Genomic DNA, 12529 nt, shown 5'->3' with positions numbered 1-12529 from the left:
TCACCCCAGCTGCAAGCCTGCCTTCCTCGCCTCCTCGCGCAGGAACGGCAGGCCGACGCCGATCACATCGTCGGGATTCTCCGCCACCGGCCGCCACACCGCCAGACCGCCAGCGATGTCGACATCGACATGGTTCATGCTTTCGAGCGTAATGGCGCCGGTGTAGCCGATGGCGGCGATTGCCTTCATGCAGGCCGCCCAGTTGAGCATGCCGCGCCCGGGCACGCCGCGATTGGCTTCCGAGACGTGGACATAGCCGAGATAGGGAGCCGCCGCCTTGAAGCCGGCGTCGAAACTCTCTTCCTCGATATGCATGTGGTAGGTGTCGAGATGGATGAAGATGTTGTCGGCGCCGACGCGCTCGATGATCCGCGTGGCGTCGATGCCGCGATTGATCAGATGCGTCTCGTAGCGGTTGCAGGGCTCGATGCCGAGCTTCAACCCATGCGCCTTGGCGGCCTTGGCCGCGCCCACCAGGAAGCGGCACATGCCGTCGATTTCCTCTTCGGTCGGCGCGCGGCCGGACGTCTTGCCGATCGTGCCATAAGTGACCCCGCCCAGCGCTTTACTGCCCACCGCTTCGCAGACGCCGAAGGCCGGCTCGAGGAAGGCCAGCGCCTCGTCCGGCCGCGCCACGACATCGAGTGAAGCCGGCAGGCCAAGCGACGGAGTAAGCTCGACATTCCAGCGTTCGGCAAAAGCGCGCGTGCGCAGAGTGTCGATCTCTTCCGGGCGCAACAGCGGGATTTCGAGCAGGCCGATGCCGAGGCCCTTCAGCCGCTCCATCTGTGGCTCGATCAGGTTCAAATCCCAGACCGGGGCGATGGCGAAAGTGTGCAGTCCAAAAGTGTTCATCTCAGCCTCTCTGTTCGTGCGCCGCCGCGGCGCTGGTGTCGCCGCCGCCGACGATGCGGCCGACGACTTCGTTCATATTGGTTTTCGCGGTCACCAGATTGGCCTCGGCGCGGCCATGGCGCAGCACGACGATGCGGTCGGTGACCGCCAGCACGTCGTTCAGCCGGTGCGAGATCAGGATGACGGCGATGCCTTCCGATTTCAGCCGGCGGATCAGGTCGAGCACGCTCTGCACCTCGCGCACGGCAAGTGCCGCCGTCGGCTCGTCCATGATGACCAGCTTGGGGTTGAAGGTCAGCGCCCGAGCGATCGCCACCGTCTGTTGCTGGCCGCCCGAGAACGAGCCGACCGAGCGGTTGATCGACGGCAGATGCGCGCCCAGCCGCTCGATCATTTTGGCCGCCTGGCGGTCCATCTCGGCCTTGTCGACAAAGCCCGGGATGAGACCGAACAGCTTCTTCACCGGCTCGCGGCCGAGGAAGATGTTGGCCGCCACGTCCTGCTGCTTGGCCAGCGACAGGTCCTGGTAGATCATCTCGATGCCGAGCTGGCGCCGTTGGCCGGGATCGAGCGGCAGGATATCCCTGCCGTCGAGCTGGATGGAACCGGAATCGGCGCGATAAATGCCGGTGATGGTCTTCATCAGCGTCGACTTGCCGGCGCCATTGTCGCCGACCAGGCCGATCACTTCGCCGGCCTCGACCGAGAGGTCGACGCCATGCAGCACGTCGACCGCGCCAAAGCTCTTGCGGATGCCTTGCAGGGTAAGAAGGGTCATACGCGTGACTCCTTGCGCACCTGGTACTGGTCGATGAACACGGCCAGGATCAGCACGGCGCCGATCGCCATCTGCTGGTAGTAGGATTGCACGGCGAGCAGCGTCAGCCCGTTCTGCAGCACGCCCATGATCAGCGCGCCGATCATGGTGCCGAGGATCGAGGCGCGGCCGCCGAACAGATTGGTGCCGCCGATGATCGCCGCCGTGATGGCGGTGAGCTCGTAATTGATGCCGGCGGTCGGGTCGCCGGCATTGACGCGGGCGGTGAACAGCAGGCCGGCGAGGCCGGCAAGCGCGCCTGACAGCGTGTAGATGATGCGGCGGTGATGCTCGACGCGGATGCCGGCGGCACGCGCCGCACCCTCGCTGTCGCCCAGCGCCAGCGTGTGGCGGCCAAAGCGTGTGTAGGCAAGCAGGCAGTGCGCAACGATCGCTGTCAGCACCAGCAGGATGACCGGCATCGGCACGCCGAACGGGCGGCCCTGACCGATATAGACGATCTCGGGCGGCAGGCCGTAGATCGCCCTGCCCTGTGAGATGACCAGCGCCAGCCCGCGCGCCAGGCCCAGCATGCCGAGCGTGACGATGAAGGCCGGCACGAAGGCGCGGGTGACGAGCTGCCCGTTGATGTAGCCGGCAATGCCGCCGGCGATGATGCAGGCGAGAACCGCCAGCGGCGACCACCAGCCGAGATTGACGGCGACGAAGGCGCCGGCGACACCCGACAGTCCCATCACCGAGCCGAGCGACAGGTCGAGCCCGCCCGAGCCGATGACGAAGGTGGCGGCGATCGCCAGCACGCCGATCGTCGATGTCGCGAGCAGGATGTTGAGGAAATTGCTCAGCGACAGGAAGTACGGCGACAGCACCGCCATGACGGCGCTGAGCGCCACCAGCACCAGCAGCGATTCCAGCCTGATATGAAGCCGTTCGACGGCTGTGCGCTGTAGCCGGGACCAGAATGACATTTGTTGCACCTTTTATGAGGGCAGAAGTACGGCAGTAGGCAGTGGGGATTAGGCAGTAGGGTAGAAGGTGAATAAGGGGCAGAACACCTGGTTCCCTTACTGCCTACTGCCTACTGCCTATTCCCCTGTTCCCTTCCTACTTCACGTATTCCAGCATCGGCTCCTTGCCGGCGTCGATGACCTCTTTGGTCAGCACCAGGGTCGGCACGGCGATGCTGTCTTCGACCTTCTCTCCGGCCAGCGCCTTCTTGACGTTTTCGACCGCCTGCTTGCCGACGAGATAGGGCAGCTGCGCCACCGAGGCGTTGAGGCGGCCTTCCTTGATCGACTTCACGGCGTCGGAATTCCCATCGACACCGATGATCGTAACCTGGGGACCCTTGCCGGCGGCGTAGACGGATTCCACGGCACCCAGCGCCATGCCGTCATTGGCGCAGAAGATGGCGACGAGGTCGGGATGCGCCGTCAGCGTGTCGGTGGCGATCGAAGCCGCCTTGCCGCGATCCCAGTCGCCCGGCAGCGAGGCGACGATCTCCAGCCCGGGCGCCAGTTCCTTCAACTTGTCGGCAAAGCCCTTGGCGCGCTTCTCGCCGGTGATGTTGCCCGACAGGCCTTCGATCACCAGCACCGGACCCTTGGCGTCCTTGCCGAGCTTGGAGACGAGATACTCGGCCCCTTGCGCGCCGGCGGCGTTGTTGTCGGAGCCGATGTGGAAGGTGACCTTGATGCCTTCCTTGTCGAGCACCGCCTGGTCGAGATTGTTGTCGAGGTCGACGATCTTGACGCCGGCCTCCTGCGCCACCTTCAGGCATGGCAGAAGGTTGGTGGAGTTGATGGCCGCGGTGATCATCGCCGCCGGCTTGCGCTCCAGCATGGTGTTGCAGAGGTTCAGCTGCGGCTCGGCCGCCTGGTCGCTCTCGGCCGCCTGCTCGAAGATCTTCACACCGGCGCCCTTGGCGCCGGCTTCGACGCCCTGGCTCATCGCACCCCAGAACGGATTGGCCAGCGTCTTCATCAGCACGCCGTATTCGGCATCGTCGGCCTTCGCCGACGTCGCGGCGCAAAGCGCCATGGCGACGCCAAAAGCCAGAGTAAATCGATTTATCTTCGGGATGAACGAGGTCATTTGTTTCTCCTCCGGTTGATGTCTGATGCCGCGAGCCGAGGCCAGGCGCAGCTTTGGTTGTCGACAATGGGGGCTATTGTCGGTGTCCTCCCCCGGAATGCGGGCCGCTGCCTGGCGAGCCAACGGATTCCCGCATCAAAACCCGGCAAGGCTCGAGCCGCGCTCTCGGCGGCCCCTCCTCGCCTTCAATCCTGGCAAACAGCGCTTCCATGGCGTGGCCGGCGATCTGGCGCACCGGCTGCACCACGGCGGCGATAGCCGGCCATGTCACCTGCATCCATTCGGCATCGTCGAAGCCGACCAGCGAAATGTCGTTGGGGCAGTGCCAGCCGCGCCGCCGGAATTCCGACAGCGCCACCAGCGTGCCCTTGAGGAACAGCGAATAGACCGCCGTCGGGCGCTCGCCTTTCGCAAAATAGTCACGCAACTGCGCCCTGAGCGGCTCGACATCGGTTTCGGCCAGCACGACATCGATGCGCACATCCGGCGCCAGATGCAGCGCGGTGGTGCGAAACCCGTCGAGGCGGGCGCGCACCGTCGCCGCCTGCTCGCCAAGGCCGACCACCAATATGTGACGGTGGCCCTTGCCGACCAGTTGGGCCGCCACCTCGGCGCTGGCCGCCGCACTGTCGGCCGACACGGTGTCGAAGGCGTCGTCGGACAGCACGCGGTCGATCAGCACGCCGGTCATGCCGTTGGCCTTCATGAACGCCGCCGCCGGGCCGTGCTCGTTGCGCACCGGCGCCAACACCACGCCGGCGACGCGCCAGTCATGCATGCGGGCCAGGATCTCCGTTTCACGCGCTTCGGATTCGCGGCTCGACGCCGCCACCAGCGTATAGCCGCGCTGCTCGGCCAGGCTCTCGAGCTGGGTGACCATCTGGCCGAAGAACTCGCTTTCGAATTCCGGCATGATGGCGCCGATGATGCGGCGCTTGGCCCGGCGCATGTCGGAGGCCAGCGGATCGACGCGGTAACCCAGATGCTCGATGGCATCGAGGACGCGCTGCGCATTCTCGGGCTTGACGGTGGTGACGCCGGCCATGACCTTGGAGACGGTGGCGGCGGACACGCCGGCACGGCTTGCCACGTCGTGGATGGACGGACGCCGCTGCGGGTCCTGCCTATGCGCCATTGCTCCTCCTCCCGAGGCGCGGACAAGAGGCATCTTCTTGTCTGCTGGAGAAATGAGTAAATCGATTTTTCGCAGTTGTAAATCGGTTCATCGGCGGTATTTTAGCCGCCGAGCCACATGTCGCCCAAAAACTATACAGCGGTTTTGGGACGCCCACATGTGCAAAGCAAAACGCGCGCTAGCATCGCGCCGGGAGGAATCGTCATGCCGAACAAGGATTTGCCGCTGGTCATCAGCGCGCCGGAACCGCGCTCGCTCGAGCTGATCTTCACGCCGCCACAGCTGGCGCGCTTCAAGGCGAAATACCGCATCGTCGAGACGACGGACGACGGCCTCGCCAAACTGCCGGCCGATGTGCTTGAAGAGGCCCGCTACATCGTCGGCCAGCCGCCGATCTCGCCCGAGACGCTGGACAGGATGAAAGCGCTGCGCTGCGTCTTCAATGTCGAGACCAACCTCATCAACAACATGCCCTACGAGACGCTGTTCGCGCGCGGCATCCACGTCGTCACCACCGGCCTGGTGTTCGCCGAGCCGGTGGCCGAGCTTGGCCTTGCCATGGCGCTCAACCTTGCCCGCGATATCGTCGATGCCGACCTTGCCTTCCGCAACGGCGAGGAACTGTGGGGCGGCGACGGCAATCTGACAGCGCGGCTGCTTTCGGGCGCCGATGTCGGCATCATTGGCTTCGGCGATCTAGGCCGCGCGCTGAACCGCCTGCTCACAGGCTTCCGCACCCGCACCAAAGTCTTCGATCCCTGGCTGCCGCCGTCGATCCTGATCGACAATAGCGTCGAGCCGGCCTCGCTCGACGAGGTGCTGACGCAGAGCGACTTCATCTTCGTCGTCGCCTCGGTGACCTCCGAGAACCAGGGCTTTCTCGGCGCGGACGCTTTCGCCAGCATGCGCAGGGGCGCCGCCTTCATCCTGCTCAGCCGCGCCGGCGTCGTCGATTTTCCCGCTTTGATGGCGGCGGTCAAAAGCGGCCACATCGTCGCCGCCAGTGACGTCTTCCCGGAAGAACCGCTGGCGCAGGATCATCCCGTGCGTGCCCTCCCCGGCTTCCTGCGCTCCGCTCACCGCGCCGGCGCATTGGACATCGCCTTCAAGCGCATGGGCGACATGGTGCTGGAGGACATGGACCTGATCGACCGCGGCCTGCCGCCGCTGCGCTCCAAGCGCGCCGAGCGCGAGACGGTGTCGAGGATGCGGTCGAAGCCCGTGGACAGGAATTGAGGGTAACCGAAAGTCGTTTCCGCACCCGCAAATGCATGTTCGCTCGGCCCAGCGCCGCGCGGCCAAACAAACGGACCGAGGCCCCGGCGATCGGAACCTTTTCCGCAGTGTTTGCGTTTTTTATCCGGATCGTCTCCCATTCGATCCGTTGATCCTCCAATCAACACCCCGTCAGGCTCCGGCCGGCGGGGTTTTTTGCGTCTGTTTGCGGCGACAGAAACTGTTGGCCATCGCTTCTTCTCACGCGAAATCCAGCCATTTCGCGCCATTTTGTGGGGTTTTGGCATCAGCAAGCCCTAAACCAACGAACGCCTCGTGTCTCAGAGACCGAAACGTTTTGACACCCGCGTTTTCCCCGGCGTCATGCTGGATAACGTTGGGGCAAGGGGAAATGAAATGAAGAAAAACTACGCAAAGCCGACACTTCTGAAGCGCCAGAAACTGTCGCTGGTTACCGCGCAACTTTGTCCAATCTCACAGTGCGCGGACGTTTGAAATCACAGTGCGCCCCGGGGTTGGGGCGCTTTATCAGAACGGGGGATTGCATGAAAAAGACCTACCAGAAGCCAGTTTTGGTGAAGCGTGACAGGCTGTCGGCCGTAACCGCTGTCTGCACTCCTTCAAATCCTTGCGCAGGCTGATTTTTACACCGCGATAGGCCATGAAGAAAACCTACGCCAAGCCGACACTTCTGAAGCGCGAGAAACTCTCGGCGGTCACCGCGGGTAGCTGCACCTCGATTTGCATCTGAACCGCAGAGCCCGTCGAAGAGCTGAGGCTTGAGACATAGGCTAGGCCTTGCGACCTCGCGCTAAGAAGACACGATCGAGCCGCTCCCCTGAGGAGGCGGCTTCCAGTTGTGATGGAACGATCATGGCGCCGTGAAGTTTTCCAGACAGCCGGGCGGTGGGACGCCCGGCGTACTCCAGAAGGCCCGTCACGATTCGCGTCGGTGGCGGGCCTTTTCGTTTGGCGCCCTCCCCTGCGATGAGCGGAACTTTCCAAACAAAGCGACGTTGGTCCCCGCAAACAATCCACGAAAGGAAATCCCATGGGAAGCACCAGCGACAAGGCATCGGGTCTCGCCAATCAGGCCGTCGGCAAGGCCAAGGAAGGCGTCGGCAAGGCCGTCGGCAATGACCGCCTGCGCGCCGAAGGCGCGGCACAGGAAGCCAAGGGCAAGGTCCAGAAGGCCGTGGGCGACGCGAAGTCCGCCGTCAAGGACGCGACCAACAAGACCGCCGCCGCGATCAACAAGAACCTCTGAGGGTTCTCCTGAAAAGACGATTGGAGGCCGCCGTGCGAACCGGCGGCCTTCTTCATTTTCGCATCTGAAATCGGCGGGGAACGCATTGCCATTCCAGAGATTGAGGAACCAGCGCAGCGGCGACCCCGCTGCTGGACAAGGCCGGCGTTGCCGAGGATGAGGCGGTGATCCCGCTGGCATCCGCCAGGGATGCTGCTGGCTTCCTCACCAGGCTCGGCGACCTGCGCTTCTGGGGGCGCGAACCGAAGGTGAAGCTGGGCTGACCTCGAACATAGCTCGGCCCGCTCGTGAGCAAGCAGGCATGGCGGCGTCGCCCTTTCGACAGGGCTTCCGTATATTAGTGCTATGTCGGCTCTCGATTCTGCGAAGCAATGGGCGCGCAATATCAAGCGCGATGTCGTGGCACTCTGGCTTGCGGCGCGTGATCCGCGTGTTCCGTGGTATGCAAAGGCCACTGCTGGCGCGGTTGCGGCCTACGCTCTAAGCCCTATCGACCTGATACCGGACTTCATTCCGATCATCGGCTATCTGGACGACCTCATCATTGTGCCGCTCGGCATCATGCTTGCCGTCAAGCTGGTGCCGGCCGATCTCATGCAAGAGTTCCGAGACGAAGCGACACGCCGCGCCAAGCCGGTAAGCAAGGCAGGGCTGGCGTTCATGGTCGCGGTCTGGATACTGGCGGCGCTTGTCTTGCTCTGGCTGTTCTGGCCGAAGCCAGCTTAGGTCGCGTGACTTGGATTCGAGCGCGCGAAGGAAGCCCTTGGCGGATGGAAGCTGGTCCACCGCCAGCGGATCCTGCTTCAGCCCGTCAAAACCGATATAGTTGAACCCTCGGCGAAAATCAGGATGGGCCGGAGGCCTGCAGCTTGGTCAGTTGCTTCTCGGCTTCTTCGACAGCGTTTGCCATCAGCCTGTCGAAGTCGATCATGGCCTCGAGATGACCATGGTCGGCAATGGATTTCCGCACCATTCGCATTGCCAGGATGGCGTCCGCCATCGCCTGTTCGATACTGACCACCATGGTGCAATCCTCGCTTCGCAAATAAACCTTTCGGGAAGCGTGCGGTTCCGCCTGCGCGACAACAGGACGGCATTTGCCAAACCGGAACGTGCTGGTCTCGCATCGATGGGACGAACTGCGCCTTACGCGTCCGAAGGATCGCTCCTCGTCGTGTCCGGGCTGGTCCGGAAAATCCGCCTGAGAATGTCGCGCGCGATCTCGGCCCGATGCCGATCCTGGCCGCGCAGCTCAACCCCTCCGAGTTTTGCGGGTGCGCCGCCCTTATGGTCCCACACCATCCAGCTGCCGGAATCTTCCTTCAGGCACTCGAATCTGTCCCTTGGCATCAGGCAGATCTATCTCTCGGCATCGGCGTCTCCATTCACAGGCCCGCAATCGAGGCATTTTCACCGATGGCCATGCCGGCTTGGATGGTGGCCGTGTCCCGTGTCGGCCAAGGCGGCACCTGAGGTCCACCGCGTCGCGAGGCTAGCGAGTTGCCGGTGGCCGAACAATGAAGGCGGTTGCTTGGTACGTTTCCGAACAGTTCGCGGGACTGGCTAACGGATTGTCGGAAGCGTACAGTCGCTCTGTCGCCGGCCGTTGAATGGGCGCTGGCGCTTGAAAGAGCCGCTCGCGCTTTCGCCCCACCGATGGGACAAACGCGATGATGCCAAACGGTTCGGCGGACTCAAATCAGCTTTCGATCCTGGCCAAAGTGCTCGACGAGTATTGCCGCCAGGCCGGCATTGGAGCCGGTCACGCGGCGCGGGAGCGGCTTGGCCGCCGCGTCATGGAGCTGTTCCAGGGCGGCATGGACAAGTCCGCGGAATTGTATGCTGCCATGAACGCCAGCTACGCCGAATGGCTCGGCGAGGTCGATCGCCTGTCTTCATCTTCACAACAGCCTGTCTTGTGGGCGATCGACGCTGCAATCGCGGAACCATCCTCGGCCGAGACTGTTGGTTCCGGTGGCGGCGGAGCATTGCGCTTCCCTCAGGCTGATGCGGTGGACACCTCCGCCAATTCGTCGCCACGCCCCTCGACAGAAGAGTTGTAAGTAAGCAACGCATCTAGTTGCAGTTCCGCCCGGGTTTCCTTGTCTCTGCTACCGTCCAGGAACGGAATGACTCGCTATCGGAATGTCGAAAGCGTACAGTTCTCCTGTCGCTAGCCACTGAACGGGCGCTGGCGCTTGAGAGTGTCGATCGTACTCCCGCCCCTGCGGGAGCTACGCGATGAATTACGAAATTCCAAAATCGACTGTCACCGGCCAGGCACTGGCCGACGAAACCTCCGCTCAGCCAAGATTCCGCAATGAACTGTTGCGCAAGATGAGCGAGCAGGACCTTGCGCTGCTGGAGCCCGGTCTGCAGCGGATAGCCCTGCCGCTGAGAATGCCGCTTGTGACGCCCGGCGTGTCGATTGCAGCCGTCTACTTCATCGAGCACGGCATTGCGTCGGTGGTCGCGCGCACGTCCGGCGGCCAGGAGGCGGAGATCGGGTTCATCGGCTTTGAGGGAATGGCCGGATATTCGCTGGTGATGGCCGACAACCGCTCGCCGCAAGCCTGCTTCGTGCAACTCGAGGGCGAAGCAATGCGCATCGACGCAAACAGCTTTGACGCGGCTCTGACGACCAGCCCTACATTGCGATTGTTCCTGTTGCGCTTCGTCAATTCCCTGCAGATCCAGACCGGGTATACTGCACTTGTCAACGCTCGGCTGAAGTTGACAGATCGCCTGGCCCGATGGCTGCTGATGTGCGACGACCGCGTGGTGGGCGTGCGGTTTTCCATTACCCATGAATTCCTCGCCACGATGCTGGGCGTAAGACGGCCAGGCGTCACCATCGCCCTGCAGGAATTGGAAGGACTCACTCTGATCCGGTCGCGCCGGGGTGAGGTTGTCATCCTCGACCGGCCTGGGCTGATTTCTCTGGCTGGTGGCGGATATGGGGTACCGGAAGCCGAATATGCCAGGCTTTTGGGAGCGATCGGTTCGGAGCCTGAATTGACTGGCTAAAGGATTGTCGGAAGCGTACGATTCCCAAGTCGTCCGCCGTCTGCGGCACACGGACGCTTGGGAGCCAAATCAGGTGCTTTCGCCCTTTCGGGAGGAAAGTCATGGCTGATGCAGAACAACCTATTCCGGATGGCGTCGAAGTCACCGAGACCATGGGCGAATGGCGTGTTCGGGTCGTCATCAACGGCAACGTGCACTTGAGCACGTTTGATGTGGAATCCTACGCCCGGTCCTTTGCCGATAGCCAGCGCATGCGCGTAGGGCTGACCCGGCTCGCTTCGCGCATTTGATGCGAATTGCCCGCACCGCCCAGATTGTCGGTTTGGTACCAATACTAAAAGAAATGTCGGAACCGTACGGTTTTCACCAAGTAAACCTCGAAGTTCATAAAAATTGAATATTATTAGACTGATGCGTCATGGTTAATAGACGGCACCTTGTTTAAATGCTTAGTCAAGATGTCATCAGCTTTTGCACGGGCGCTGGTGCTTGAGAGCGCTTAACATTCTCCCGCCCAAGCGGGAGCTATACAGTGACCGTCAACCGGCCAAACATGTTTTTGGGAATTCCCATCGAGCGAAGTGACGGCACCATTTCGGTGCTTTGTACACTTCCGCAAATGGCCGACGCCTTGGCAGATTCCTGGCCGTCCAATGGCCCCATGTTTCTGGCGGCACTTGCCGCCCTGGTTGGGGAACGGGTGGGATGCTGCAGCACAAGGGAGGTCCACCGGGCTTTCATTGCGGCCGCGGTCGAAGCCGATTGTCTTCCCGAAAGCTATATGAAGGAGTGAACGCGAAATGCCCATCACCCTGCGCACGACACTTTGCGAAACGAGAGATGCGCTGCACGTGCTGCGACGGGCTTTGTTTGTCCGCGGGCATATCGAGGCCATGGAAGAGATCGATTCCCTCATAGGCGTCGCGGAAGGAAAGGCAGTCCACGCGATCGGCAACATTGACCGGGCGGAGATAAGAAAGCCTGTCCTGGTGGCGGTCGCACATCCGGCAGAGCCGGCAGATATTGTTCTGCAGATGGCGCAACCGAAGAACCTTGGCGAGCTTCGGGAACAGGGCATGGGCCTCAGCATGTATTGCGGCAATGCACGCTGCGGTCATTTGCGCTCGCTGGATCTCGATGGCCTGATCGAGACCTACGGCACCCACTATGATTTCAACACCGAAAGGCGTTTGGCGTCGAAGCTCGTCTGCAAACGGTGCCAGCATGTTGGAGGGAGGCTGGTCGTCGTTTCCGATAAAAGGCCCCGGTACTGAAGACCGGGCGACGGACTGAACCTCTGAGCCGCTCGTGCTTTTCGTGCGCGGACGGAACCTCTTGGCCGACAGCCCGTTCCTGGTAGCGCCTCGGAAGCCCCCCGGCCGAAAAAGGCGCCGGAAAGTTAGTCAAACAACTTTTCATTGAGCCCGCCACTGACCCCTCGGTGGCGGGTTTACATTTTGTCGGTTTCGTACCAAGCCTCGCTCTACGATTGTCGGAAGCGTACAGTGCTGTCGTCGCTGGCCACTGAACGGGCGCTGGCGCTTGAGAGTGTACATCGTACTCCCGCCCTGAGGGAGTTGAGACGATGAACGACCACACCGACAGCCCGGTTTCCGCCCTCGATTTCCATACCCTTCGCAGCGCATTCAGAAGTCTGGTCGCCGAAGGCTTGTTGCCTGAAGCCATATGGGTTCGCCATGCCGAGGAAATGGTCAGGGAACTGACCGGATCGAGTGTTGTCGACCCGAGATTATCCTTCAGATCATCCGAAAGTAGGACCAGGACGCATTGGCAAGTGCAGTCAATTGCAGCTCAGGCGGCGCGGCCGAAGCCAAGCACCAGCCGTTCGGCGTCATCAAACGACAGGTCGCCATGGCGGTCGGCTAGTTGTGGAGCCTCAACAGGTTGTCCTCGGTTAGGCCGAGGCGGCTGATTGGTGTTTTGGACTTTAGGCTGCCGTGAGGTCGATGCCAATTGTATCGGTGCAGCCAGACGGGAAGTTCTCCGGCACGATGATCGGAGTTCGGGTAGGCAATGGCGTAGGCCCATTCCCTGAGCGCGGTCTGAATGAAGCGCTCTGCCTTGCCATTGGTCTTAGGCGTGTAGGGCTTTGTGGGGATATGTTTGAGGCCAAGCT

General features: G+C 62.2%; 16 protein-coding genes. 9 read left to right on the top strand and 7 right to left on the bottom strand.

Features of this window, described 5'->3' with window-relative positions; translation table 11 throughout:
• The 5 genes from AC1D05_RS30340 to AC1D05_RS30320 form a co-directional block, all read right to left on the bottom strand.
• Entirely contained in the window at positions 1-855 is an 855-nt protein-coding gene (locus AC1D05_RS30340; protein ID WP_477445868.1) for a sugar phosphate isomerase/epimerase family protein, read from the bottom strand.
• Between the two features lies 1 nt (position 856).
• On the bottom strand, positions 857-1633 hold the full coding sequence (locus AC1D05_RS30335) for an ATP-binding cassette domain-containing protein (protein WP_258582462.1): 777 nt from the start codon (positions 1631-1633) through the stop codon (positions 857-859).
• The gene (locus tag AC1D05_RS30330; RefSeq protein WP_477445865.1) at positions 1630-2601 is read right to left on the bottom strand and encodes an ABC transporter permease; all 972 of its coding nucleotides are present in this window, start codon (positions 2599-2601) and stop codon (positions 1630-1632) included. The genes AC1D05_RS30335 and AC1D05_RS30330 overlap by 4 nt, the downstream gene beginning before the upstream one ends.
• Positions 2602-2737: 136 nt before the next feature.
• The gene (locus tag AC1D05_RS30325) at positions 2738-3727 is read right to left on the bottom strand and encodes a sugar ABC transporter substrate-binding protein (protein ID WP_477445863.1); all 990 of its coding nucleotides are present in this window, start codon (positions 3725-3727) and stop codon (positions 2738-2740) included.
• Between the two features lie 73 nt (positions 3728-3800).
• On the bottom strand, positions 3801-4862 hold the full coding sequence (locus AC1D05_RS30320; RefSeq protein WP_477445861.1) for a LacI family DNA-binding transcriptional regulator: 1062 nt from the start codon (positions 4860-4862) through the stop codon (positions 3801-3803).
• A gap of 204 nt (positions 4863-5066) precedes the next feature.
• Between AC1D05_RS30320 and AC1D05_RS30315 the strand changes: the two genes are divergently transcribed.
• The 4 genes from AC1D05_RS30315 (at position 5067) to AC1D05_RS30300 (ending at position 8091) form a co-directional block, all read left to right on the top strand.
• Entirely contained in the window at positions 5067-6098 is a 1032-nt protein-coding gene (locus tag AC1D05_RS30315; RefSeq protein ID WP_477445859.1) for a hydroxyacid dehydrogenase, read from the top strand.
• A 661-nt stretch (positions 6099-6759) separates the two neighbouring features.
• Positions 6760-6849: a putative RiPP precursor gene (locus AC1D05_RS30310; protein ID WP_477445857.1), complete on the top strand. Its 90-nt coding sequence runs from the start codon at positions 6760-6762 to the stop codon at positions 6847-6849.
• Between the two features lie 300 nt (positions 6850-7149).
• Positions 7150-7365, top strand: a complete 216-nt coding sequence (locus AC1D05_RS30305; protein ID WP_019859538.1) for a CsbD family protein — start codon at positions 7150-7152, stop codon at positions 7363-7365.
• A gap of 345 nt (positions 7366-7710) precedes the next feature.
• Entirely contained in the window at positions 7711-8091 is a 381-nt protein-coding gene (locus tag AC1D05_RS30300; protein WP_477445855.1) for a YkvA family protein, read from the top strand.
• 118 nt (positions 8092-8209) lie between these two features.
• On the opposite strand, the gene AC1D05_RS30295 is transcribed toward AC1D05_RS30300, so the two are convergent.
• Positions 8210-8389, bottom strand: a complete 180-nt coding sequence (locus AC1D05_RS30295; protein ID WP_477445853.1) for a hypothetical protein — start codon at positions 8387-8389, stop codon at positions 8210-8212.
• A gap of 646 nt (positions 8390-9035) precedes the next feature.
• Between AC1D05_RS30295 and AC1D05_RS30290 the strand changes: the two genes are divergently transcribed.
• From AC1D05_RS30290 to AC1D05_RS30270, 5 genes are all read left to right on the top strand, one after another.
• Positions 9036-9428 (top strand): hypothetical protein, encoded by a 393-nt coding sequence (locus tag AC1D05_RS30290; protein ID WP_477445852.1) that lies wholly within the window; start codon positions 9036-9038, stop codon positions 9426-9428.
• A gap of 274 nt (positions 9429-9702) precedes the next feature.
• Positions 9703-10392, top strand: a complete 690-nt coding sequence (locus AC1D05_RS30285) for a Crp/Fnr family transcriptional regulator (RefSeq protein WP_477446179.1) — start codon at positions 9703-9705, stop codon at positions 10390-10392.
• Between the two features lie 101 nt (positions 10393-10493).
• Positions 10494-10682: a hypothetical protein gene (locus AC1D05_RS30280; RefSeq protein ID WP_477445850.1), complete on the top strand. Its 189-nt coding sequence runs from the start codon at positions 10494-10496 to the stop codon at positions 10680-10682.
• A gap of 242 nt (positions 10683-10924) precedes the next feature.
• On the top strand, positions 10925-11185 hold the full coding sequence (locus tag AC1D05_RS30275) for a DUF982 domain-containing protein (protein WP_477445848.1): 261 nt from the start codon (positions 10925-10927) through the stop codon (positions 11183-11185).
• Positions 11186-11192: 7 nt separating this feature from the next.
• The gene (locus tag AC1D05_RS30270; protein WP_477445846.1) at positions 11193-11666 is read left to right on the top strand and encodes a hypothetical protein; all 474 of its coding nucleotides are present in this window, start codon (positions 11193-11195) and stop codon (positions 11664-11666) included.
• Positions 11667-12275: 609 nt separating this feature from the next.
• Here the strand turns inward: AC1D05_RS30270 and AC1D05_RS30265 are convergent.
• Positions 12276-12529: integrase core domain-containing protein (locus tag AC1D05_RS30265; RefSeq protein WP_477445844.1), on the bottom strand; the 254-nt coding region annotated here is incomplete at its 5' end.

The sequence above is a fragment of the Mesorhizobium sp. P2_E9 genome, assembly GCF_056403815.1.
Note: the sequence above shows the minus strand (reverse complement) of the source record. Positions and strands in the feature narration are given on the sequence as shown.